Annotated in this window: 25 protein-coding genes and 1 pseudogene; 18 read left to right on the top strand and 8 right to left on the bottom strand. The window is 70.8% G+C overall.

The annotated features are described in order from the left end of the window. Positions 1-244: 244 nt before the first annotated feature. Together MXD64_RS12560 and upp are read right to left on the bottom strand one after the other, a co-directional pair. On the bottom strand, positions 245-1,012 hold the full coding sequence (locus MXD64_RS12560; RefSeq protein WP_263136528.1) for a winged helix-turn-helix domain-containing protein: 768 nt from the start codon (positions 1,010-1,012) through the stop codon (positions 245-247). 491 nt (positions 1,013-1,503) lie between these two features. Beyond that, positions 1,504-2,139 (bottom strand): uracil phosphoribosyltransferase, encoded by a 636-nt coding sequence (gene upp / locus MXD64_RS12555; protein ID WP_017888572.1) that lies wholly within the window; start codon positions 2,137-2,139, stop codon positions 1,504-1,506. A gap of 76 nt (positions 2,140-2,215) precedes the next feature. On the opposite strand from upp, the gene MXD64_RS12550 reads away from it, so the two are divergent. Further along, entirely contained in the window at positions 2,216-2,650 is a 435-nt protein-coding gene (locus MXD64_RS12550; protein ID WP_031260478.1) for a nucleoside deaminase, read from the top strand. On the opposite strand, the gene MXD64_RS12545 is transcribed toward MXD64_RS12550, so the two are convergent. Continuing rightward, the gene (locus MXD64_RS12545; RefSeq protein WP_017888574.1) at positions 2,631-3,587 is read right to left on the bottom strand and encodes a cation diffusion facilitator family transporter; all 957 of its coding nucleotides are present in this window, start codon (positions 3,585-3,587) and stop codon (positions 2,631-2,633) included. The genes MXD64_RS12550 and MXD64_RS12545 overlap by 20 nt on opposite strands. Before the next feature lie 64 nt (positions 3,588-3,651). Here MXD64_RS12545 and proC point away from each other — a divergent pair, with 64 nt between their 5' ends. Next, positions 3,652-4,482, top strand: a complete 831-nt coding sequence (gene proC, locus MXD64_RS12540; protein ID WP_263136527.1) for a pyrroline-5-carboxylate reductase — start codon at positions 3,652-3,654, stop codon at positions 4,480-4,482. A gap of 102 nt (positions 4,483-4,584) precedes the next feature. Here proC and MXD64_RS12535 read toward each other — a convergent pair whose 3' ends face one another. Then, entirely contained in the window at positions 4,585-5,280 is a 696-nt protein-coding gene (locus MXD64_RS12535) for a potassium channel family protein (protein ID WP_017888576.1), read from the bottom strand. Further along, on the bottom strand, positions 5,273-6,706 hold the full coding sequence (locus MXD64_RS12530) for a TrkH family potassium uptake protein (protein WP_017888577.1): 1,434 nt from the start codon (positions 6,704-6,706) through the stop codon (positions 5,273-5,275). The genes MXD64_RS12535 and MXD64_RS12530 overlap by 8 nt, the downstream gene beginning before the upstream one ends. A 75-nt stretch (positions 6,707-6,781) precedes the next feature. Between MXD64_RS12530 and MXD64_RS12525 the strand changes: the two genes are divergently transcribed. The 5 genes from MXD64_RS12525 (at position 6,782) to MXD64_RS12505 (ending at position 8,489) form a co-directional block, all read left to right on the top strand. After that, complete coding sequence (locus MXD64_RS12525) at positions 6,782-7,297, top strand: ArsR/SmtB family transcription factor (RefSeq protein ID WP_017888578.1); 516 nt, start codon at positions 6,782-6,784, stop codon at positions 7,295-7,297. A gap of 156 nt (positions 7,298-7,453) precedes the next feature. Further along, on the top strand, positions 7,454-7,648 hold the full coding sequence (locus MXD64_RS12520) for a helix-turn-helix domain-containing protein (protein ID WP_017888579.1): 195 nt from the start codon (positions 7,454-7,456) through the stop codon (positions 7,646-7,648). Between the two features lie 109 nt (positions 7,649-7,757). Continuing rightward, complete coding sequence (locus MXD64_RS12515; protein WP_003792170.1) at positions 7,758-7,856, top strand: 30S ribosomal protein bS22; 99 nt, start codon at positions 7,758-7,760, stop codon at positions 7,854-7,856. 88 nt (positions 7,857-7,944) lie between these two features. Beyond that, complete coding sequence (locus tag MXD64_RS12510; RefSeq protein ID WP_042538082.1) at positions 7,945-8,199, top strand: glutaredoxin family protein; 255 nt, start codon at positions 7,945-7,947, stop codon at positions 8,197-8,199. Next, positions 8,196-8,489: a Dabb family protein gene (locus MXD64_RS12505; protein WP_017888581.1), complete on the top strand. Its 294-nt coding sequence runs from the start codon at positions 8,196-8,198 to the stop codon at positions 8,487-8,489. The genes MXD64_RS12510 and MXD64_RS12505 overlap by 4 nt, the downstream gene beginning before the upstream one ends. A 109-nt stretch (positions 8,490-8,598) precedes the next feature. On the opposite strand, the gene aspS is transcribed toward MXD64_RS12505, so the two are convergent. Further along, positions 8,599-9,939 carry an aspartate--tRNA(Asn) ligase gene (aspS, locus tag MXD64_RS12500; protein WP_214584953.1) on the bottom strand — a complete coding sequence of 447 codons (1,341 nt, stop codon included), beginning with the start codon at positions 9,937-9,939 and terminating at the stop codon, positions 8,599-8,601. 171 nt (positions 9,940-10,110) lie between these two features. Here aspS and MXD64_RS12495 point away from each other — a divergent pair, with 171 nt between their 5' ends. After that, on the top strand, positions 10,111-10,449 hold the full coding sequence (locus tag MXD64_RS12495; protein WP_214562000.1) for a hypothetical protein: 339 nt from the start codon (positions 10,111-10,113) through the stop codon (positions 10,447-10,449). Further along, positions 10,449-10,694 (top strand): hypothetical protein, encoded by a 246-nt coding sequence (locus tag MXD64_RS12490; RefSeq protein ID WP_139179824.1) that lies wholly within the window; start codon positions 10,449-10,451, stop codon positions 10,692-10,694. Before MXD64_RS12495 ends, MXD64_RS12490 begins: the two co-directional genes overlap by 1 nt. Here the strand turns inward: MXD64_RS12490 and MXD64_RS12485 are convergent. Beyond that, positions 10,671-11,072, bottom strand: a complete 402-nt coding sequence (locus MXD64_RS12485; RefSeq protein ID WP_371830321.1) for a MerR family transcriptional regulator — start codon at positions 11,070-11,072, stop codon at positions 10,671-10,673. The genes MXD64_RS12490 and MXD64_RS12485 overlap by 24 nt on opposite strands. A 42-nt stretch (positions 11,073-11,114) precedes the next feature. On the opposite strand from MXD64_RS12485, the gene MXD64_RS12480 reads away from it, so the two are divergent. From MXD64_RS12480 to ccsB, 6 genes and pseudogenes are all read left to right on the top strand, one after another. Next, a complete protein-coding gene (locus MXD64_RS12480) occupies positions 11,115-12,608 on the top strand; it encodes a SulP family inorganic anion transporter (protein WP_017888586.1) in 1,494 nt (497 codons plus the stop codon). 67 nt (positions 12,609-12,675) lie between these two features. Continuing rightward, positions 12,676-13,331, top strand: a pseudogene (locus MXD64_RS12475) (histidine phosphatase family protein). Then, a complete protein-coding gene (locus MXD64_RS12470; RefSeq protein ID WP_017888588.1) occupies positions 13,328-13,954 on the top strand; it encodes a TlpA family protein disulfide reductase in 627 nt (208 codons plus the stop codon). Before MXD64_RS12475 ends, MXD64_RS12470 begins: the two are co-directional and overlap by 4 nt. A 45-nt stretch (positions 13,955-13,999) precedes the next feature. Next, complete coding sequence (locus MXD64_RS12465) at positions 14,000-14,698, top strand: cytochrome c biogenesis CcdA family protein (protein WP_042538234.1); 699 nt, start codon at positions 14,000-14,002, stop codon at positions 14,696-14,698. After that, the gene (gene resB / locus MXD64_RS12460; protein ID WP_231564049.1) at positions 14,682-16,406 is read left to right on the top strand and encodes a cytochrome c biogenesis protein ResB; all 1,725 of its coding nucleotides are present in this window, start codon (positions 14,682-14,684) and stop codon (positions 16,404-16,406) included. Before MXD64_RS12465 ends, resB begins: the two co-directional genes overlap by 17 nt. A gap of 5 nt (positions 16,407-16,411) precedes the next feature. Continuing rightward, positions 16,412-17,431, top strand: a complete 1,020-nt coding sequence (gene ccsB / locus MXD64_RS12455) for a c-type cytochrome biogenesis protein CcsB (protein WP_214584991.1) — start codon at positions 16,412-16,414, stop codon at positions 17,429-17,431. Positions 17,432-17,769: 338 nt separating this feature from the next. Here the strand turns inward: ccsB and MXD64_RS12450 are convergent, their stop codons facing one another. After that, positions 17,770-18,768, bottom strand: coding sequence for an o-succinylbenzoate synthase (locus MXD64_RS12450; RefSeq protein WP_263136526.1), 999 nt, complete (start codon positions 18,766-18,768; stop codon positions 17,770-17,772). Positions 18,769-18,887: 119 nt separating this feature from the next. Here MXD64_RS12450 and MXD64_RS12445 point away from each other — a divergent pair, with 119 nt between their 5' ends. From MXD64_RS12445 to MXD64_RS12435, 3 genes are read left to right on the top strand one after another with little or no spacing between them, the layout of a single operon-like run. Next, positions 18,888-19,427, top strand: coding sequence for a hypothetical protein (locus tag MXD64_RS12445; RefSeq protein WP_263136525.1), 540 nt, complete (start codon positions 18,888-18,890; stop codon positions 19,425-19,427). Positions 19,428-19,458: 31 nt separating this feature from the next. Continuing rightward, positions 19,459-20,388 (top strand): 1,4-dihydroxy-2-naphthoyl-CoA synthase, encoded by a 930-nt coding sequence (locus MXD64_RS12440; protein ID WP_017888615.1) that lies wholly within the window; start codon positions 19,459-19,461, stop codon positions 20,386-20,388. Beyond that, positions 20,388-21,527 carry an AMP-binding protein gene (locus tag MXD64_RS12435; protein ID WP_194589782.1) on the top strand — a complete coding sequence of 380 codons (1,140 nt, stop codon included), beginning with the start codon at positions 20,388-20,390 and terminating at the stop codon, positions 21,525-21,527. The genes MXD64_RS12440 and MXD64_RS12435 overlap by 1 nt, the downstream gene beginning before the upstream one ends. Positions 21,528-21,557 lie beyond the last annotated feature (30 nt).

Here is a 21,557-nt window from a genome sequence, read left to right as displayed (position 1 = left end):
CCGGTCGTCGGACTGACCACACTACCGACGGGCTCCGACAGGAGCCGGGCGACATGCACGAGGGCCGGCCACCTGTCGGCGACCGGCCCTCTCCCTTGCACCAAGAGTTTCCTGCAATCACATTCCGCAGGCGGTGCCACAGCAAACACCGTCTGCACCACCGACTGTATAACGAAGCGGTAACGGGGCGCCAGCCTCTCCGGGCCCGGTTCGCTGCGAGTTCACCAAGAGCAGTCGGAGCGTTTCAGAAGAGGTCGGGTGACGGGGTCGACGCGTACCACACTGCGACGTCCGCGTGCCGGTCGAAGCGGTAGCCGACGCCGCGCACGGTCCGGACGATCTCCTCGAAGGCGCCGAGCTTGGAGCGGAGGCGACGGACGTGCACGTCGATGGTGCGCTCGTTCGGGGTCTCGTCCTCGCCGTCGGACCACAGGCCCTCGATGATCGCGGAGCGGTCGACGGTCTGGCCCTCGCGGAGGACCAGGAACTGCAGGAGCTCGAACTCCTTGTAGGTCAGGGGCGCGGCTTCACCGTCGAGGGTCACGCGCTTCCGGGAGATGTCGATGACGACGCCCGTCTCCTCGGGTTCGGGCTTCTCGGCCTGCTTGCGGGCGGCCACCGCGGAGCGGTCCTGCAGTGCGAGGCGGACGACGTCGACGTCGCGGCCACCGGAGTGCTCGGCGGCGACGGCGACGGCCGCGTAGGTCTCGGACGACGGGACGAGCTGGGCGGTGAGTGCCTTGAGCTGCTCGACGACCGCGGCCAGGGTCGTGCCGGCGGCCGCGGCCTTGGCTTCGTCGATGCCGACGTACAGGGCGAAGCCGCGAGCCTCGGTGCCCTCCGGCAGGGCGCGGTTCCGCTGCGGCGCGACCACCGGGCTCGTCGGCGCGGTGGCCGGTCCGCTCGCCGCCGGGGAGACGGGTCGCGGGCGGATCGGCGTCACGGTGCCGAGGTCGGTCGGGGTCGGTACTGAGCGGAGCGCGGTGCGGGGCTGGGCGATGGTGAGCGACATGGTGGTTCTCCGGGCGGTGTGGCCGGTGCGCGGGTGGGCGGCGGCCGGTGTCGAATGCGTCATCCCGGGTACGGCGGTACGCCGATGTGCCCTGCGGTCCTGCTGCGGACCGGGGCCGACCCGGGGGAACGGGAGACAGACCTCGTGACGTGGTGCGCGTCGCCGACGGTGTCCGTCACCCGGGGATCACGCTCGCGCGACGGGGGTGGTGTCGCGGGGGATCCGGCTGGAACGGGTGCCGATCAGGCACACATTCGACAACGCATGACCGACATGGTCGGCATCATCGTGCCGACGGTCCCCACTGCCCCTGCGGAGGAGCACGCCTCGGAGAGGACGCGGGTGGACACGGTTGCAGTCATGTGACGAGTATCTGCGGTATACCAACGCGGTGTCAACCGTCCGCACGGACGGTGCGGTGAGCGCGACCGCACGGACGACAGGAGGCGCGGTGCCGACCGGCACCGCGCCTCCTGTCCGTGGGGTGGTCGCTACTCGGCCAGGCCGTAGAGCCGGTCGCCGGCGTCGCCGAGACCCGGGACGATGTAGCCGTTCTCGTCGAGCTTCTCGTCCAGCGCGCCGAGGACGATCGAGACGTTGCGGTCGCCGACGGCCTGCTCGACCATCGCGAGGCCCTCTGGCGCGCCGAGGATGCACACGCACGTGACCTCCTGCGCACCGCGGGCGAAGAGGAAGTCGATCGCAGCAGCCAGGGTGCCACCGGTGGCGAGCATCGGGTCGAGCACGAAGCACTGGCGCCCGGTCAGGTCGTCGGGCAGGCGCTCGGCGTAGGTCTGCGGCTCGAGGGTCTCCTCGTTGCGGGCCATGCCGAGGAAGCCGACCTCGGCCGTCGGGACGAGCTTGACCATGCCCTCGAGCATGCCGAGTCCGGCACGGAGGATCGGGACGACGAGCGGGCGCGGCTTGGCGATCGCGACGCCCATGGTGTGCGCGACCGGTGTGTCGATCGGCGTCGCCGTGACCCGGACGCCCCGCGTGGCCTCGTACGCGAGGAGCGTGACGAGCTCCTCGGTCAGGGCGCGGAACGTGGGAGAGGGCGTCGTACGGTCGCGGAGCACCGAGAGCTTGTGGGTGATGAGCGGGTGGTCGGCGACGTGGACTCGCATAGGGTCGAGCCTAGCGTGCCGTCGACCGTCAGGAGGTCCCGTGGAGGAGCCCGCAGCCCGCCCGTTCGTCCCGGCGATGGAGCGCGCGCTCGACGAGGCTCGACGGTGCCTGGAGACCGACGACGTGCCGGTCGGCGCCGTGGTGCTCGACCGCGACGGGGCCGTGGTCGCCACCGGCCGGAACGAGCGCGAGGCGCGGCAGGACCCGACCGCCCATGCCGAGGTCCTCGCACTGCGTGCCGCCGCGGCGGTGACGGGGGACTGGCACCTCGAGCAGCACACGCTCGTGGTGACGCTCGAACCGTGCCCGATGTGCGCCGGCGCGGTCATGGCCGCGCGGGTGCCCCGGGTCGTGTTCGGCGCGTGGGACCCGAAGGCCGGTGCCAGCGGCAGCGTCTACGACATCGCCAGGGACCGCCGGCTGCCGCACCGCTCCGAGGTCATCGGGGGCGTGCTCGAGGCCGCCTGTGCCGAGTTGCTCGACGACTTCTTCAGTCCGCGGCGAGGATGACGATCGCCTCGGTCGGCGGCTGCGGACCGGTGCGCAGGACGTCCGGCTCGACGTAGATCACCCGGGCGATCGGCACGGCGCTCCGGACCCGCTGCTCGACGGTGTCGATCCCCGCGGCGACGTCACCGAGCCGGCGGTCCCCGTCGACGGCGACCTTCACGCCGACCATGAGCTCGTCCGGCCCGAGGTACAGGGTCTTCAGGTGGATGATCGCGTCGACCTCGGGGCCGTCGAGCACCGCCTGCTTGATGCGCTCGACGTCGGCGGCTGTGGCGCCCTCGCCGACGAGCAGGCTCTTCGTCTCGATGCCGAGCACCACTGCGACGGCGATGAGCAGCGCCGCGATGAGCATGGTGCCGATCGCGTCGAACACCCCGTTGCCGGTGATCGCGGTCAGGCCGACGCCGAACAGGGCGAACACCAGGCCGAACAGGGCAGCGGTGTCCTCGAGCATCACGACGGGCAGCTCCGGGGCCTTCGCGCGGCGGACGAACTGCACCCAGCTCTGCGAGCCCTTCTGCGGCCGGGCTTCCTTCAGGGCGGTGCGGAGCGAGAAGCCCTCGAGCCCGATGGCGATGACGAGCACGACGAGGGGCAGCCACCAGTTCTCGAGCGGGTGCGGGTGGGCGAGCTTCTCGATGCCCTCGTAGAGCGAGAACACACCGCCGACCGAGAACAGGATGATCGAGACGACGAACGCGTACACGTAGCGTTCACGGCCGTAGCCGAAGGGGTGCTCTTGATCCGCGGCGCGTCGGGCCTTGCGGCCACCGAGCAGCAGCAGGAGCTGGTTCGCCGAGTCGGCCAGGGAGTGCACACCCTCGGCCAGCATCGACGCGGAGCCGCTGATCGCCGCCGCGATGAACTTCACGATCGCGATGCCGATGTTGGCACCGAGTGCGGCGAAGATCGCCTTCGTGCCTCCGGAAGCGCTCACAGCTGTCCCCTTCTCGTGGTCTGCGACACGATCCTAGGCGGGTGGCGTCGGTAGGGTCGGGAGCATGACGATCGACCTGCCCCGCACCGCCCTGCTCGGGGTCGGTTCCATGTCCGGCGCGGTCCTCGACGGCCTGCTCGCCGCGGGACTCGACCCGGCCACCGTGACCCTGACCACCAAGTCCGAGGCATCCGCAGCGGCCCACCGTGAGCACGGTCTCGACGCCACGGCGAGCGACACCGACCCGGACGCCAACCGGGCGGCGGTCCGCGGAGCCGCCCTCGTCGTGGTCGGCGTGAAGCCGTACATGATCGCGGACCTGCTCGACGAGGTCGCCGGTGCCCTGGAGCCCGGCGCCGTCCTGGTCAGCGTCGCCGTCGGCACCACCACCGCGAGCATGGAGGCACGGGTGCCCGCCGGTGTCCGGGTCGTCCGTGCCCTGCCGAACACCCCGATCGGCGTCGGCCACGGCGTCACCGGCATCAGCGCGGGTACCTCGGCCGACGCCGAGGCCGTCGCGCTTGCGTCGTCGGTGTTCACCGCCTCGGGCCAGGTCATCGAGGTGCCCGAGTCGCAGCTCGACGCACTGTCCGCGGTGTCCGGCTCCGGACCCGCCTACGTCTTCCTGCTGGTCGAACAGTGGCAGCGTGCCGCCGAGGAGCTCGGGTTCAGCCACGAACAGGCGGCGACGATGGTGCAGGGCACGGTCCGGGGCGCCGTCGAGTTGCTCGAGCGCTCCGGCCGCGAGCCCGCCGACCTGCGCCGTGCGGTCACCAGCCCGAAGGGCACGACGGAGCGTGCCGTCGCGGTGCTGCAGGACGCCGACCTGGCGGACACGCTGCTGCGCGCGTCGCGCGCCGCGATCGCACGTGCCGAGGAGATCGCCGCGTCGTAGCGCAGCGCAGCGCCGGGGTGCGGTGCGGACGCTGCCCCTCCCTCGCAGGCTCGGTCGGCGCGGCCCGCGTGCCGCTGGCGCGGCACCGCTGAGCGGGCCGCGCTATTCGTACGCGGCGAAGCGCTCCAGGTCGCTCTCCGAACCCGAGACGATGATGACGTCGTCCTCGCCGATGACACTGTCCGGCGTCGCCGGCACGAACGGGCTGCCGGGCGGCTTGATGCCGAGCACCGTCAGGCCGAAGCGGGTCCGGATGACCGTCGTGGCGAGGTCCTTGCCGCGGACCGCGCGCGGCGGGAACATCTTGACCACGGCGAAGTCGTCGTCGAACTCGATGAAGTCGAGCATCCGGCCGGAGACCAGGTGCGCCGTGCGCTCGCCGGCCTCACGCTCCGGGTAGACGACGTGGTTCGCGCCGATGCGGGACAAGATCGTGCCGTGCGACCGGCTGATGGCCTTCGCCCAGATCTGCGGGACGCCGAGGTCGACCAGGTTCGCCGTGATCAGGACGCTCGACTCCAGGTCACTGCCGGTGCCGACGACGGCGATGGCGAAGTCCTGTGCGCCGATCTGGCGGAGCGCGTCGATGTCGGTGGCGTCCGCCTGCACCGCGTGGGTGACCCGGTCGGACCACTTCTGCACCAGCCCGGCGTCGGTGTCGACGACCAGCACCTCGCGGTCCTGGCGTTCGAGCTGGCCGGCGGTGGCGGCACCGAAGCGACCGAGCCCGATGACCAGGACGGGAGCGTCGTGACTGATGGCACCGTGCTGGTGCGACGAACGGGTGCGGTCAGCCAACGATCGGCCTCTCCTCGGGACGGCGGAACAGTTGCCGGCTCTGGCTGGCGGCCAGGGCAGCGGCGATGGTCACTGTACCGACCCGGCCGAGGAACATGGTGGCGGCGAGGACGTACTTGCCCGGTTCGGGCAGGTCCGCGGACACACCGGAGGACAGGCCACTGGTCGAGAACGCCGAGATCACCTCGAAGAGCACGCGGTCGAGCGAGTCGTCGGTGATCTGCAGGAGCACCACCGTCGCGACCGCCACGATCGTCGCGCCCCAGAGCACGATGGCCACCGCGACCCGCAGGACGTCGCTCGGGATCCGGCGGCCGAAGGCCTCCATGCTCTGACGACCGCGGGCCTCGGCGACGGCGGCCAGGAACAGCACCGCGAGGGTCGTGACCTTGATGCCACCGGCGGTCGAGGCGGACCCGCCGCCGATGAACATGAGCATGTCGGTGACGAGCAGGCTCGAGCCGTTGAGCTGGTCGAAGTCGACGAGCGAGAAGCCACCCGACCGGGTCATGGTCGACAGGAAGAGTGCCTGGAACGCGGTGCGCCCGGCGCCTTCCTCGCCGAAGGTCGTCGGGTTCGACGCCTCGAGCGCGATGTAGACGGCCGCGCCGCCGAGGAGCAGGACCGCGCTCGTCGCCAGGGTGAGCTTGACGTGGATCGGCCAGCGGCGCGGGGTGCGCAACTGCTTCGTCAGGGCACGGATCACCGGGAACCCGATGGACCCCGCCACGACCCCCACCATCAGGAGCGACAGGAACCAGTAGTCGTGGGCGAACGGGTCCAGGCCGTCGGCGTTGGGCGAGAACCCGGTGTTCGTGAAGGCCATGGCCGCGTAGTAGAAGGAGTCGCCGACCGCGGTCCAGAACGGGATGCCGGCGATGAGCACCGACGGCAGGAGCAGCAGCCCGAGGACGATCTCGATCGACAGCGTGCTCACCGCCACGGTCGCGAGCAGGGTGCCGACCTCGCCGAGCCGGACGGCCTGGCCCTCGGGCACGGCGCCGTGGTGGGTGCGGAGCGGGTTCGAGTCGCCAGCTGCCATCAGCTTGGCGCGCAGGCCGAGCTTGCGGGTGACGAACAAGCCGAGGATCGACGCGAAGGTCAGCACGCCGACGGCGCCGATCTGGGTGCCGATGACCACCAGGACCTTGCCGAACACCGACCAGTGCGTCGCCATGTCGACCGTGGACAACCCCGTGACGCAGACCACCGACGCGGCGGTGAACAGGGCGTCCGCGAAGTGGGTGCTGCTGCGGTCCGCCGTGGCCCACGGCGTCATGAAGAGCACCGTGAACAGGAAGATCAGCGCGATGAACACGACGATCGCCAGCCGGGACGGTGACGAGCGGAGCACCGTCGCGATCCGGCTCGCCCGTCGTCGGCCGACACCCACGTGGTGCGGGATCGGCTCGGTTCGGTCGAGCATGCGTATGCCTCCGAGGACATGGGCCGGGACGGTTCGTCATGGTACATCCGTGGTGCCCCGGCTAGCCTTGCCACCATGGCCGACATCTTCTCCGTCGTGGCGGACCCGACCCGGCGCGAGCTGCTCGGCACCCTGCTGTCCGCCTACGGTTCAGACGTCACCGGCGGGGAGCTCAGCGTCGGCCAGCTCGTCGAACGCCTCGGGGTCAGCCAGCCCACGGTGTCGAAGCACCTGCGTGTCCTGCGTGACATCGGTCTCGTCACCAGCCGTGAAGAAGGGCAGCACCGCTACTACCGACTCGACCCGGAGCCGCTCGTGCGCCTGGAGGAATGGGTCCTGCCGTTCACGGGGGCGGTCGACGCCGACGGCACCCCGGCCACCACGGCGTGGACGCCGGACGGCCAGCCCGTGTCGATCCGCCGGAACGGTGCGGCCGGCAAGGCGACGGTGGAGGTCGGCACCGAACTCGGTCGCGTCATGGCGGAGGCGTCGTACCGGGCGACCGCCGCGATCTCCGGCGCGCAGCAGGGCTGGGAGCGCGTCGTCGACCGCAGCCGCAAGCGCTTCACCCGTCGGGGCGACGAGGACTGAGTCCCGTCACACCCGCCGGCGAGCACCTGGCGAGGGTCGGTGCGCGCTGCTCGGACTGATCCTGGACACCGGGTCGCACGCGCCTCTACAGTTGCCACTGACCACACAGGTCACACCACTGGCGTGCGCAGCGCGTGCGAGCCCCGAAGGCGGACCATGACCGGCAGTTTCGACGATGTGCGCTTCCTCACCGTCGCTGAGGTCGCCGAGATGATGCGCGTCTCGAAGATGACCGTCTACCGGATGGTGCACGCCGGGGAGCTCCCCGCGATCCGCTTCGGCCGCTCCTTCCGCGTCCCCGAGTCAGCCGTCGCCGACGTGCTGCGCGGTGGTGTGGCGGACGTCGGCTGAGCGCGCGTTCGACATCACAGCGGGCAGCCGGTAGACTCGGGCAGGTTGATTTTCCGCGGTCTCTTCGGCCCGGTGTCCGTACATCAGCATCAGTCCGAGCGAGGTCCACATGGGTTCTGTCATCAAGAAGCGTCGTAAGCGCATGGCGAAGAAGAAGCACCGCAAGCTCCTTCGCAAGACGCGTCACCAGCGACGCAACAAGAAGTAGATCCTCAACAGGTCTGCGCAGGTCGAAGGACCTGCACGAGAAGCCCCGGTTCGCCGGGGCTTTTGCGTTCCCGGGCTACGCTGGGACCATGCCCGCAGTGACGTTCCTGACGAAGCCCGGATGCCACCTGTGCGACGACGCCCGGCCCGTGGTCGAACGCGTCGTCGCCGACCACCCGGGGGTCACCCTGCAGGAACGCTCGATCCTCGACGACGACGCCCTCCGCCAGGAGTACGCGGAGGACATCCCCGTGGTGCTCATCGACGGGCGCGTCCACAGCAACTGGCACGTCGACGCCGACCGGCTCGCACGTGCCCTCGAGAAGGCCGGTTCCCCCGCATGATCTCCCACGTCGTCGCCTGGACCCTGCGCGAGGACCTCGACCGCGCCGCGTCCATCGCCCGGATCCGTGAGCTCCTGACCGGCCTCACCGGCACCATCGGGTCGATCCGTTCGCTCGAGGTCGTCGAGAACGTCGCCTACCCGGAGAAGAACAGCGACGTCGCGGTCGTCGCCACCTTCGACGACCTCGCCGGACTCGACGAGTACCAGGTGCATCCGGCGCACCAGGCCGCGGCAGCCGAGATCCGCGACCTGGTCACCGCGCGGGCCGCCATCGACTGGCAGAGCTGAGCCGGGCCTCCCGTCCCGCCCCGGCGCTGCGTGCGTTGCGTGCGTCCAGTGAGCAGAAGAGGTCGCCTCCGATTTCCGGAGGCGACCTCTTCTGCTCACTCGCTGGTGACTACGGGGTCAGGCGCGTCGGGCCACGGAACAGGTACGTGACCTCGCGGATCGACGGCTCACCGAGCATGAGCATCAGCACGCGCGCGAGGCCCATGCCGAAGCCGCCGTGCGGCGGGACGCCGTAGCGGAAGAAGTCGAGGTACCAGCCGAGCTCCTCCGGGTCGAGACCCTTCTCGACGGCCTGCGCCTCGAGCACGTCGACACGGTGCTCGCGCTGGGCACCCGTGGAGATCTCGGCGCCGTTGAAGATGAGGTCGTAGCTGTTGGTGACCGACGGGTCGCCGGGCTTCCGCATGTGGTAGTACGGCCGGATCGAGGCGTCGTACTCCGTGACGAAGACGAACTCGGAGCCGTGGTGCTCCTTCGCCCAGGCGGCGACGCGGCGCTCGCCCTCGGGGTCCAGGTCGCCGTCGGCGCGGACGACGTCGTAGCCGCTGTCGGCGACGATCTTGCGCGCGTCGGCCAGGGTCACGCGGGGGAACGGCGTCGCGGGGACCTGCAGCTCGAAGCCGAAGACCTCTTCGATGTCCTTGCCGTACTTCTCCTGGACGGCGGTGATGCCGGCGACCAGGACCGCTTCGTGCATCGCCATGACGTCCTCGTGGGACTCGATCCACGAGAACTCGGCGTCGACGCTGGTGAACTCGGTGGCGTGACGGCTCGTGAACGAGGGGTCGGCGCGGAAGGCGTCGGCGATCTCGAACACGGCACCGAAGCCGGCCGGCTGCGCCATCTGCTTGAAGTTCTGCGGCGACTGGGCCAGGTAGGCGGTGGTCTCGAAGTACTCGAGCTGGAACAGTTCGGCGCGCGACTCGGACGCCGACGCCATCAGCTTCGGGGTGTGGATCTCGATGTAGTCGCGGTCGACCCAGTACGTGCGGAACGCGTGCTCGAGCGTCGTCTGGATGCGGAAGATCAGGTTCTGCTTGCGGTTGCGCAGGTCGAGGAAGCGCCAGTCGAGACGCTTGTCGAGCGACGAGTCGTCGGCGATCGGGGTCTCCGGGATCGCGGCGCTCACCACCTGCAGCGCACCGATCTTGACCTCGAGCCCGCCGAGCTTCACGCGCTCGTCGTGCTTCAGCGTGCCGGTGACGTGCACGAAGGTGCCGTGCGCCAGGCCGGAGATCTCGTTGGTGGTCGCGAGCGCGGACTGTGCGGCGTCGTCGCCGTCCTCGGCCTCGCGCGTCGCCGGGTTCACGAGCTGGACGGCGCCGGTCTCGTCGCGCAGCACGACGAACTGCACCTTCTTCTGGTCTCGGACGGTCTCGACCCATCCGGCCACGGAGACGGGACCGTCGGGGAGGGCTGCCAGGTCGGCGATGCGGGTGCGTTCGATCACGGTGGTCGAGTCTAACCGCCTGCGTCCGGGGGCGTGGGCGGCAGCGCTCCTCCCTCAACAGGGCCGCCCGCGTCCGGCGTTCTCCACCGATGGCCGGGAGGCCCGTGGCGGCGTGCGAGGACTCCCTAGCGTTGTCGACGTGGCCGGGTCGCGGGACGAGAGGGGGACCGGGTGGGGACGGGGACGGGGGAGCTCGCGACCTGGCCGCCTGCGGCGGTCGCGGTGGTGGTGGTGGCGCTGTGCACTGCGGCGTTCACACTGCTCGCGGCGTTCGTCGGTGGGCTGTGGGCGGTCATCCGGTGGCGGCGGGACGTCGGGCGGGAGCAACGGGACCGCTACTGGGCGCGGTTGACCGTGGTGTTCGACCTGATCACCGCGGCCGAGGTCGGGCGTCGCGAGATCGGCCGGAATCTGGCGCAGGCGATGTACGACATGCAGAAAGTCCCCGCCGGAGAAGAACCCGCTGCAAGGGTGTTGGCGGAACTGTTCATCGAGAAGAGGAGACAGTGATGACGACTCGTCTGCGCCGTGCCTGGCGAGAGCTGGTGCGGAAGGAGGACACGGTTCCCGTGGAGCGGCCGTACATCGGTCCTGCGCCGGGCGAGAGCCCGTGGGACTGGGCGCAACGCGGGGCGATCGACTGGCAGCTCCATGTCGAAGAAGGGGAGCTGAAGCTCGAACTCGAGCGGCAGCGCATGCGTGCCAGGGTGCTCGCCGAAGACGGCGCGACGTCAGGGGAGCGAAGCGCGGAGTGACCCGAGCGTGCCGATGAACTCCTCGGCCATGCCGGCGCGCTCGACGAGCTTCGCGTGGCGGGTGCGGGCGTCGTCCAGGTACGCATCGAGACGTGCAGCCAGCGCGGGTTCGTCCTCGGGGTCCTTCGCCGCGAGGGCGTCGACCACACGGAGCAGCTCGGCCATCTCGTCGAGCGTGAACCCGAGCGGCTTCATCCGGCGGATCACGAGCAGTCGTTCCAGGTCCTGCGCGGTGTACACCCGGAACCCGCCGGTGGTGCGGCCGCTCGGCACGAGCAGCCCGACCTCGTCGTAGTGCCGGATCGTGCGCAGGGACATGCCGGCGCGGTCGGCGAGTTCGCCGATGTGCATCGTGTCGGGGACGTCGCTGGTGCTCACGGAGCGCGACTCTACCCTCACGTGAAGGTAGAGTTCCGAACGATGTCCGTGATCACACACGCGCCGACGGCCCCGAGCGTCCTCGCCGCCCTCCGCTCGCCCCGCATGCTCACCCGGGAGGTCCTGGCCGGCATCGTCACCGCGCTGGCCCTCATCCCCGAGGCGATCTCGTTCTCCGTCGTCGCCGGCGTCGATCCCGCGGTCGGCCTCTTCTCGAGCGTCATCATCGCGATCGTGATCTCGATCGTGGGCGGTCGACCCGCCATGGTGTCCGCCGCCGCCGGTTCGGTGGCGCTCGTCATCGCGCCGCTCGTCCGACAGCACGGGATCGAGTACCTGGTGCCCGCGATCGTCCTGGGCGGGGTGTTCCAGCTCCTGCTCGGGTTCCTCGGGGTGGCGCGGCTGATGCGCTTCATCCCGCGCAGCGTCAACGTCGCGTTCGTGAACGCCCTGGCCATCCTCATCTTCACCGCCCAGCTGCCGAACCTGCTCGGCGACGACGTCCCGTTCATCGTCTGGCCGCTGACGGCACTCGGCATCGCGATCATCGTCGGGTTCCCGTTCCTGACGAAGGCGATCCCCGCGCCGCTCATCGCGGTGGTCGTCATCACCGGCATCACGATGGTGTTCAGCGTGGCCGTGCCGACGGTCGGCGACGAGGGCGCACTGCCGACGGCACTCCCCGGCTTCAACGGCATCGTGACGCCGTTCAGCTTCGAGACCCTGCAGATCATCGCGCCCTACGCGTTCGGCGTCGCGATCGTCGGCCTGATCGAGACGCTGCTCACCGCGCAGCTCGTCGACTCCATCACCGAGACCGGGTCGAGCAAGTGGCGCGAGTCGTGGGGCCAGGGCGTCGCGAACATCGCGTCGGCGTTCTTCGGGGGGACCGGTGGGTGCGCGATGATCGGCCAGACGGTGATCAACGTGAAGACCGCGGGCGCCCGGACGCGCATCTCGACCTTCACTGCCGGCGTCTCGGTGCTCGTCCTGACGATCGTGCTCCACGACCTCGTCGCCCAGATCCCGATGGCGGCCCTGACGGCGGTCATGCTCATGGTCTGCGTCGCGACCTTCGACTGGCACAGCATCCGGCCGCGCACCCTGCGGCGGATGCCGCTCGGTGAGACCGCGGTCATGCTCATCACCGTCGTGGTGGTCGTCGTGACCGAGAACCTCGCCACCGGGGTGCTCGTCGGTGTGGTCGTGGCGGCCCTGGTCTTCGCCCGACGGGTGGCGCACGTGGTGACCGTGGTGCGCGAGCCGGTCGACGACCGCACCGTGCGGTACCGGGTCCGCGGGGCGCTGTTCTTCGCCTCGTCGAACGACCTCGTCACGCGGTTCTCCTACGCAGAGGACCCGGAGCACATCATCATCGACATGGCCGACGCCCACGTGTTCGACGCGTCCACGGTCGCGGCGCTCGACGGGGTCGAACAGCGGTTCGCCAAGCACGGCTCGACGGTCGAGGTGGTGAACCTCAACACGGGGTCGATCGCGCTGCACGGACGGCTGTCCGGAGAGCTCGGCGGCTGAGTGCTTCCGCATCCGGTGAATCTCCTGAGGGGGCGGTGGGAACCGCGGGCGACCTACACTGGAACCCATGCCCGCGACCCGTCTCCACCTCGTCCGGCACGGAGAGGTGCACAACCCGGGCCGCGTCCTCTACGGCCGGCTCCCGGGCTTCGGGCTGAGTGACCTCGGCGCGCAGATGGCCGAGGCCGCAGCGACCGCCTGGAAGGACGCCGGCATCGACGTCCGTCGGGTCGTCGCGTCCCCGCTGCAGCGCACGCAGGAGTCCGCCGCGCCCTGGTCGGCGGCCTACGGGCTCGACGTGACGCTCGACGAGCGGCTGATCGAGCCGACCAACCGCTACGAGGGGCAGCCCCCGGGTTCACGAAGCGCTCGCTCGGCCGTCCGGCGGAGTGGCCGTGGATCGCGAACCCCCTGCGCCCCAGCTGGGGCGAGGCGTACGAGTCGATCGCGAACCGCATGCTCGCGGCGATGACCACGGCGTGGGAGAGCGTCGACGAGGGCGACGTCGTCCTGGTCAGCCACCAGCTGCCGATCTGGATGGTCCACCGGAAGCTCGCGGGGGAGCCCCTGTGGCACGACCCGCGCAAGCGTCGCTGCGACCTGTCGAGCATCACCACCGTCGAGCGTGTGCCCGCCACGTCGAGCGGTCGGTTCACCGAGGTCGGGTACGCGGACCCCGCGCAGGAACTGCGCGCGACCGCCGTCGACGAAGGAGCAGTGTGAAGACCACGACCAGCAGGAAGCGCATCGCGACGATCGCGGCGACGGTCGTCGTGGCCGCCCTCGCCCTGGCGGGGTGCTCGACGGACAACAGCGACCTCGCGAAGCAGTACGGCAACGGCACGACCCAGAACTACATCTCCGGTGACGGCGCGGTGACCGAGGTCTCCGCGAAGGACCGCACCGACCCGGTGACCTTCCGGGCCGAGGACTCGAACGGCGACACCGTCTCGTCGAAGGACCTCCGGGGCAAGGTCGTCGTCCTGAACTTCTGGTACGCCAGCTGCCCGCCCTGCCGTGCCGAGGCGAAGTACCTCAACGAGGTGCACGACGAGTACGCCGACTCGGACGACGTCGCGTTCATCGGCGTCAACGTCCGCGACGAAGCAGCGACCGCGGCCGCCTTCGAGCGCACCTTCGACGTGCAGTACCCGACCGTCCTCGACCAGCGCACGGGCACGATGCAGCTCGCGATGTCCGGGCAGATCGCGCCGAACGCGGTGCCTGCGACGATCGTCCTCGACACCAAGGGGCGCGTCGCTGCCCGCGTCCTCGGTGCGGTCGACGGCACGGGCATCCTGAAGACCCTGGTCAGCGACGAGCTCGACGCAGGCAAGGCCTCCTGACCCGTGGCCTCCAACCCCTTCGCCGACGCGATCCTGAGCGGCCAGATGGCCGTGGCGCTGCCCGTGGCGGCGCTCGCCGGGCTCGTGTCGTTCCTGTCCCCGTGCGTGCTGCCGCTCGTGCCGGGGTACCTCGGGTACGTCGGCGGTGTCGCCGAGGGCGGGCAGCGTCGGGGTCGTGTGGTGCTCGGTGTGCTGCTGTTCATCGTCGGGTTCACCGCGGTGTTCGTGGCGTACACGACGGTGTTCGGGGCACTCGGCTTCTGGCTCGTCCGCTGGCGTGACCTCATCACGCAGGTCCTCGGGGTCGTCGTCATCGCGATGGGCCTGGTGTTCGTCGGACGGTTCACGTTCCTGCAGCGCACCATCAAGCCCAGCTGGACCCCCGCGACGGGGCTGCTGGGCGCACCGCTGCTCGGCATCGTGTTCGGCCTCGGCTGGACGCCGTGCCTCGGCCCGACCCTCGCGGCCATCAACCTGCTCAGCGTGCAGTCGGGCAGTGCCTGGCAGGGCATGTGGCTCGGTGTGGCGTACTGCCTCGGGCTCGGCATCCCGTTCGTCCTCGTCGCGCTCGGCGCCGGCTGGGCCACGGGAGCCATCTCGGCGGTGAAGCGTCACATGCGCACCGTCAACATCATCGGAGGAGCGATCCTGATCGTCATCGGTCTGCTCATGGTCACCGGAATCTGGTCGGCCGTCATGTCGAGCGTCGGGGCGGTGATCCAGAGCTTTGTCCCCGCGGTCTGACCCGAACGAGCACATCCCGACGGGTGCAGGCGACGGAGCCGACACCGCTTCGGACCCGCAGCGACCGTCCGACCACGTCGACGGCTCCGGCCCCACCGACGGCGGCGTCAACCAGCCGAAGCTCGGCTTCGTCGGGTACCTCCGGTTCTTCTGGCGGCAGCTGACGAGCATGCGCACGGCGCTGTTCCTGCTCATGCTGCTGGCCCTCGCGGCGATCCCGGGTTCGCTCGTGCCGCAGCGCACCGCCGACCCGAACGGCGTCGTGCAGTACAAGGCGGACCACCCGCAGCTCTTCCCGGTCCTCGACAAGCTCCAGGTCTTCGACACCTACACCTCGGTGTGGTTCTCGGCGATCTACCTGCTGCTCTTCGTCTCGCTCATCGGCTGCATCGTGCCCCGCACGAAGCACCACTGGCAGGCCCTGCGCACCCGTCCGCCGAAGACGCCCGCGCGTCTGACGCGACTGGCGGGATTCCGCACCGTGGCGGTGCAACCGGACGCGATGATCGACGGCACCACCGGGATCGACCCGGCCACGGGCCTCCCGTCCGCCGAGCACGCGGTGACGCGCGCGATGGCGATCCTGAAGCGGTCCGGGTACCGCGTCGAGCGGTTCGGCGACTCGGTGAGCGCGGAGCGCGGCTACCTGCGCGAGACCGGCAACCTGGTGTTCCACTCGGCCCTCGTCGGGGTGCTCCTGGCGGTCGGTGTCGGCGGTGGCTTCGGCTTCACCGGTCAGCGTCTGCTGGTCGAGGGCCAGACGTTCTCCAACGTGCTCGGCTCGTACGACTCGTTCAACCCCGGGCGCTGGTTCCAGCAGACCGACCTCAAGGGCTACAACCTGACCCTCGACAAGTTCGTGACGAAGTACGAGGAGCGGAACCTCGACGCCCTCGGTCAGGCGCTCGACTACTCGGCCACCGTCACGAGCACCGAGAAGGGCGGCGAGCCGAAGACCAGCCGTCTCGGCGTGAACGACCCGCTGCACGTGGGTGGCACCAACGTCTACCTGCTCGGCAACGGCTACGCGATGCAGGTCACGGTGCGCGACGGCGACGGCAACGTGGCGTTCAAGGACGTCGTGCCGTTCCTGCCGCAGAACGCGAACTACACCTCGCTCGGCGTGATCAAGGCCCCGGACGCCAAGCCGGACCAGCTCGGGATCCGCGGGTTCTTCTACCCCACCGCGGTGAAGAACGCGAGCGGCGCCTACACGTCCTCGTACCCGGACACCGAGAACCCGCTCCTGACGCTGCAGGTCTACACCGGCGACCTCGGCCTCGACGACGGCGTGCCGCAGAGCGTGTACACACTCAACACCGGCGGGCTGAAGCAGATCGCCGGCACCGACGCATCGACGGCGAGCCTCGCGCTGAAGCCGGGGCAGACGAAGAAGCTCCCGGACGGTGCCGGGTCGATCACGTTCGACGGCGTCAAGCGGTACGTCTCCCTCGACGTGCACCACGACCCGTCGCAGCTGTGGGTGGGCGGGTTCGCCCTGCTCTCCACCCTCGGTCTGCTCACCTCGCTGTTCGTCCCGCGCCGTCGCGTCTGGGTGAAGGTCGTCCCGCGCAAGGACACGCAGGGCGGCGAGTACGACCTCGAGTACGCCGGCCTCGCACGCGGCGAGGACCCGAACCTCGAACGGGCCGTCGCGGACATCGCACAGCGCCACACGTCGGACCTCGGAGTTAGGATGCCCCAGTGAACGACATGACCACGAACCTCGCGACCTACTCGGTCGTGCTCACGTACTCCGCGATGGCGGTGTACGTGGTCGCGTTCATCTCGTTCGCCCTCGACATGGCCAAACGCTCCGGCGAGGTCACGGCCGCCGCGAAGAACGCGGGCGCCGACGACAGCTCGGCGGGTGCGGCGAGCGCTTCTTCCGCACGCGCGGCGAAGACCGTCGCGACCGTCCGGGGCGGCACCGTCGTGCTCGAGCAGGTCGCCGCGCCGCCAGCGGGCGGATCGTCCGGCCGCAGCACGAAGTTCGAACGTGTCGGCATGGCGATGACGATCCTCGCGCTCGTCCTGCACGTCGCCTCGGTCGTCCTCCGCGGCATCGCGGCCGACCGTGTCCCGTGGGGCAACATGTTCGAGTTCTCGCTGACGGGCACGGCGCTGATCACGCTGATCTTCCTGCTCGTGCAGTTCTGGCAGAACCTGAAGTTCCTCGGCGTCTTCATCACGGGCCTGACGATCATCCTGCTCGGCATCGCGACGGTGAACTACTGGGTCCCCGTCGTCCCGCTGCAGCCGGCCCTGCAGTCGTACTGGCTCGTCATCCACGTCTTCGTGGCGATCTCCGGCACCGGGTTCTTCGCGCTCGGGGCGGGGCTCGCGGTGGCGCAGCTCGTGCAGACGTACCGCCAGGGCCGCACCGCCTCCGGCAAGCTCCGCTTCATGGCGACGCTGCCGGACGCCGACCGGCTCGAGGTCCTGACCTACCGCGTCCTGCTCGTCGGCTTCGTCCTCTGGACCTTCACCCTGATCGCCGGTGCGATCTGGGCCGAGCGTGCCTGGGGTCGCTACTGGGGCTGGGACACGAAAGAGGTCTGGACCTTCATCATCTGGGTCGTCTACGCGGGCTACATCCACGCCCGTGCGACCCGCGGCTGGCGCGGTGCGCGGTCGTCCTGGCTGGCCTTGATCGGCTTCGCCGCGGTGATGTTCAACTTCTCGGTCGTGAACGTCTTCTTCAAGGGCCTGCACAGCTACTCGGGTCTGTGAACCACACCGGTCGCTGAGGCGGCCCTGGTCGTGACCACGGCCGGACGGGAGGCACGGTGCCAGCTGGCACCGCGCCTCCCGTCCGTCGTTCGGTCGCGTCCACGGACAGGAAGACGCCGTCGTGTCGGCTGGACGCCGCGTCCTCGGCGAGACGCCGCCGTTCCCGGCGGCGTCTCGCCGACTCGGCGGCGCCGAACGGAGACGACGGCGTTCTGCGGAGACGACGGCGTTCTGCGGAGACGACGGCGTCTTGCGGAGACGGCGGCGTCTTGCGGCGACGACGGCGTTCTGCGGAGACGACGGCGTTCTGCGGAGACGACGGCGTCCCGCGCCCGGAGCTACTCGGCAGCAGCTGCGGCCAGCACGGTGTGCACACGTGCCACCCGCTCGCGCCACCACGCGGTGCGTTCCGGCGACGCGGCGTACCGCTCGACCATCTCCGCCGCGACGTCCACCCGACGCACCGGCACGCGGCCGTCCACCGGCAGCAGGGGCTCCGCCGTCACGTCCCCGGCGAACATCGCCGCCGTCCCGAGGCCCGCGGCGTACCCCAGGGTCATCGCCGCGGCGGCCAGGAACGCCCCCATCCCGAGTCCGACCGACGTGTCGAGCGCACTCGAGACGACGCACGGCAGCCCGGCGTCGGCGATGACCGCGCCCGCCGCGGTGATGCCCCCGAGCGGCTGGGCCTTGACGACCAGGACGTCGGCGGCACCGGCCCGGGCGACCGCGAGGGGGTCGCTCGCCTTCCGGACGCTCTCGTCCGCGGCGATCCGCACCCCGAGGCCGGCGATCCGCGTCCGGAGCTCGGCGAGCTCGGGCACCGTGGCGCAGGGCTGCTCGGCGTACTGCAGGTCGAACGGTGCGAGCCGCTCGAGTGCCGCGGCTGCCTGCTCGACGCTCCACAGCCCGTTCGCGTCGACGCGGACGGAAGCATCGGACCCCATCACCCGGCGGACGGCCGCGACACGGGCGACGTCGTCGTCGACGGTGGTGCCGGGCTCCGCGACCTTGACCTTCGCGGTGGCGCAGCCGGGGTAGCGGGCGAGCAGGTCGGCGACGTCGTCGGCGGCGATCGCCGGGACGGTGGCGTTGACCGGCACGGAGTCGGCGGCCGGCTCGTGGTCGGTCCACCCGAAGTCGACGGTGGCGCGCAGCCATGCCGCTGCCTCGGCGTCGTCGTACTCGACGAACGGCGAGAACTCCGTCCAGCCTGCGGGGCCACGCAGCACGACCGCCTCGCGCGTGGTGATGCCGCGGAACCGCACCCGCATGGGCAGGGCCACCACGTGCGCGTCGGCGAGGAGTTCGGCGAGGTCGGGGAGCACGTCCGCCATCCTCCCACCGCACCCAGGTCGCCCGCCGGTTCCTCGGAGGGGACCGCCAGGGCAGGGCACTAGCATGCATCGGTCGGCTCCGGTCGGCGAGGGGAACGACCCGGAACGAGGGAGGCTCGGTGGCGGTGGATCCGCGGCAGCGCGCAGCACAGCAGCGGGCAGCACAGCGCCAGGCCGACCCGTCGAGCGCCGGCGCTCGTCCGGCAGCCCGTCCGGCGTCTGCAGCCCGTCCGAGCGCGGATGCCCGACCCGCGGCGAACCCGTCCCGAGCGACGGCGCGTCCGACAGCCTGGTCCGACGACTTCGCCCGGCTCATGCAGCGCAACACCGTCGACGTGCGGCAGGCGGCCTCCAAGAAGCGCCGCAACCCCGTCGTCGGCAAGATCGCCCTGGGCCTCGCCGTGGTCTCCGCTGCGGTCGACGCCAGCGCGTTCGCCGTGTTCATGGGCGGTGACACGAACTTCGCGTTCGGCATCTGCTTCGTCGTCGTGTTCCTGACGCTCATCGCCGCCGTGCTCGGGTTCGTCGCCGCCGTCGGATCCTTCGGCCGCTGGTACGGCGCCATCGGGGTCGTCCTGGCGTTCTTCGCGAACCCCGTGATCCTCATCGTGATCATGGTGTTCGTCGCGCCGGAGCTCCTGACCGACATGGGCGCCTGACCCGGCAGACGCCCGGCGGTACGTTGGGGGCATGGCTGCTCCCGTCTCCGACCTGTTCGACCCCGACGTCTGGACCACCGCTCCGATCGCGGAGCAGTTCACCGACATCACGTACCACAAGCACGTCTCCAAGGGGATCGTCCGTGTCGCCTTCGACCGTCCGGAGGTCCGGAACGCCTTCCGCCCGCGCACGGTCGACGAGCTCTACCGCGCCCTCGACGACGCACGGCAGGACCCCCGTGTCGGTGTCGTCCTGCTCACGGGCAACGGCCCGAGCCCGAAGGACGGCGGGTGGGCGTTCTGCTCCGGCGGCGACCAGCGCATCCGTGGACGGAGCGGCTACCAGTACGTCGGTGACGAGGGTGCACCGCCCGAGGGCGTCGACCCCGCGGCCGCGCAGGCGTCGATGGGGCGGCTCCACATCCTCGAGGTCCAGCGCCTCATCCGGATGATGCCCAAGGTCGTCATCGCGGTCGTCCCCGGCTGGGCCGCCGGCGGTGGGCACTCCCTGCACGCCATCTGCGACCTCACCATCGCGAGTGCCGAGCACGGCAGGTTCAAGCAGACCGACGCCGACGTCGGCTCGTTCGACGGCGGGTACGGCAGCGCCTACTACGCCAAGCAGATCGGGCAGAAGTTCGCCCGCGAGGTCTTCTTCCTCGCGCAGGAGTACTCCGCCCAGCGCGCCTACGAGATGGGTGCGGTGAACGCCGTGGTCCCCCACGAGGACCTCGAGCGTGAGGCGATCCGCTGGGGCGAGATCGTGCTCGGCAAGTCCCCGACGGCGATCCGGATGCTCAAGTACGCGTTCAACGCCGTCGACGACGGCATGGTCGGTCAGCAGGTCTTCGCGGGCGAGGCGACGCGGTTGGCGTACGGCACCGACGAGGCGGTCGAGGGTCGCGACTCGTTCCTCGAGAAGCGCGCTCCCGAGTGGACCGCGTTCCCCTGGCACTACTGATGCCCCGTCCGCTGGTCGCGACCGGTACGTCGGACCCGTCGGCCGTGCTGCGCGCCCTGGAGGCAGCGCTCGCCGGCGGCCCCGCGCTGCTCCCCGTCGCCGAGGGGGCTCCGGCGCTGCCGAAGGCACCTCCGGCCGAGGTCCGGCAGGCGGTCGCCCTGGTGGTCGAGACGAGCGGGTCCACCGGGACCGGCAAGCGCGTGGCGCTGTCGTCCGAGGCGCTCCTCGCCGGTGCGGCGGCGGCCGACGCGGCGCTCGGTGGTCCGGGACGCTGGGTGCTCGCGCTGCCGACGCACTACATCGCCGGCCTCAACGTCCTGACCCGCTCGATCACCGCCGGCACCGAGCCCGTCGTCGTGGCACCCGGGCACTTCGCGGCCGCCGCGTTCACCGAGGCGGCCGAACGGCTCGTCACCGGTCCGGCCGCGCCCCGTCGGTACACCTCGCTGGTGCCGGTCCAGCTCGCCCGGGTGCTCGACGACCCGGACGCCACCCGCGCCCTCGCCGGGTTCGACGCGGTCCTGGTCGGCGGACAGGCGACCCCCGCGCCGCTCCGGCAGCGCGCGCACGACGCCGGGGTCCGGATCGTGACGACGTACGGCGCGAGCGAGACGAGCGGTGGGTGCGTGTACGACGGCGTCCCGTTCGGCACCGTGCGCACCGCACTGGTCGACGACGAGCTGCACCTGGCCGGGCCGATGCTCGCCGAGGGGTACCTCGACGACGACGACCGCACGGCATCGGCCTTCGTCGAGCGGGACGGGCTGCGGTGGTACCGGACCGGGGACACCGCGACCCTGTCCGGCGGGGTCGTCCGCGTGCTCGGACGCCTCGACGACGTGGTGATCTCCGGTGGCGAGAAGGTCCAGCTCGGGGCGGTCGAACGGCTCGTCCGGGGGCTGCCCGGGCAGCAGAGTGCCGTCGTCGTGCGGCGCTCGGCGGGGGAGTGGGGCGAGGTCCCCGTCGTCGTCACCGAGCAACCGCTCGACCCGGATACCGTGCGTGCCCACGTGGGAGCCGCCCTCGGCCGTGCCGCCCGGCCGGCCGACGTGGTCCTGGTGGACCGGATCCCGATGCTGGCGTCCGGCAAACCCGACCGGCGGGCCGTGCAGGCGCTCGTCGACCCGGCAGGGCCGTAGGGGCGAGCCAGCGGGCGCCGCATCGGCAAT

The sequence above is a fragment of the Curtobacterium sp. Arg-1 genome (assembly GCF_025643395.1).
In the GTDB taxonomy this organism is placed as follows: domain Bacteria; phylum Actinomycetota; class Actinomycetes; order Actinomycetales; family Microbacteriaceae; genus Curtobacterium; species Curtobacterium poinsettiae.
The sequence above is the reverse complement of the archived record's forward strand: the minus strand, read 5'-3'. Positions and strand labels throughout refer to the sequence as shown.

What these genes read in the sequence shown, in the direction of transcription:
- MXD64_RS12560 (WP_263136528.1), bottom strand. Translation starts at nt 1,012, where the DNA reads ATGTCGCTCACCATCGCCCAGCCCCGCACCGCGCTCCGCTCAGTACCG.
- upp (WP_017888572.1), bottom strand. Translation starts at nt 2,139, where the DNA reads ATGCGAGTCCACGTCGCCGACCACCCGCTCATCACCCACAAGCTCTCG.
- MXD64_RS12550 (WP_031260478.1), top strand. Translation starts at nt 2,216, where the DNA reads ATGGAGCGCGCGCTCGACGAGGCTCGACGGTGCCTGGAGACCGACGAC.
- proC (WP_263136527.1), top strand. Translation starts at nt 3,652, where the DNA reads ATGACGATCGACCTGCCCCGCACCGCCCTGCTCGGGGTCGGTTCCATG.
- MXD64_RS12530 (WP_017888577.1), bottom strand. Translation starts at nt 6,706, where the DNA reads ATGCTCGACCGAACCGAGCCGATCCCGCACCACGTGGGTGTCGGCCGA.
- MXD64_RS12525 (WP_017888578.1), top strand. Translation starts at nt 6,782, where the DNA reads ATGGCCGACATCTTCTCCGTCGTGGCGGACCCGACCCGGCGCGAGCTG.
- MXD64_RS12520 (WP_017888579.1), top strand. Translation starts at nt 7,454, where the DNA reads ATGACCGGCAGTTTCGACGATGTGCGCTTCCTCACCGTCGCTGAGGTC.
- MXD64_RS12515 (WP_003792170.1), top strand. Translation starts at nt 7,758, where the DNA reads ATGGGTTCTGTCATCAAGAAGCGTCGTAAGCGCATGGCGAAGAAGAAG.
- MXD64_RS12510 (WP_042538082.1), top strand. Translation starts at nt 7,945, where the DNA reads ATGCCCGCAGTGACGTTCCTGACGAAGCCCGGATGCCACCTGTGCGAC.
- MXD64_RS12505 (WP_017888581.1), top strand. Translation starts at nt 8,196, where the DNA reads ATGATCTCCCACGTCGTCGCCTGGACCCTGCGCGAGGACCTCGACCGC.
- MXD64_RS12490 (WP_139179824.1), top strand. Translation starts at nt 10,449, where the DNA reads ATGACGACTCGTCTGCGCCGTGCCTGGCGAGAGCTGGTGCGGAAGGAG.
- MXD64_RS12480 (WP_017888586.1), top strand. Translation starts at nt 11,115, where the DNA reads ATGTCCGTGATCACACACGCGCCGACGGCCCCGAGCGTCCTCGCCGCC.
- MXD64_RS12465 (WP_042538234.1), top strand. Translation starts at nt 14,000, where the DNA reads ATGGCCGTGGCGCTGCCCGTGGCGGCGCTCGCCGGGCTCGTGTCGTTC.
- ccsB (WP_214584991.1), top strand. Translation starts at nt 16,412, where the DNA reads ATGACCACGAACCTCGCGACCTACTCGGTCGTGCTCACGTACTCCGCG.
- MXD64_RS12450 (WP_263136526.1), bottom strand. Translation starts at nt 18,768, where the DNA reads ATGGCGGACGTGCTCCCCGACCTCGCCGAACTCCTCGCCGACGCGCAC.
- MXD64_RS12440 (WP_017888615.1), top strand. Translation starts at nt 19,459, where the DNA reads ATGGCTGCTCCCGTCTCCGACCTGTTCGACCCCGACGTCTGGACCACC.
- MXD64_RS12435 (WP_194589782.1), top strand. Translation starts at nt 20,388, where the DNA reads ATGCCCCGTCCGCTGGTCGCGACCGGTACGTCGGACCCGTCGGCCGTG.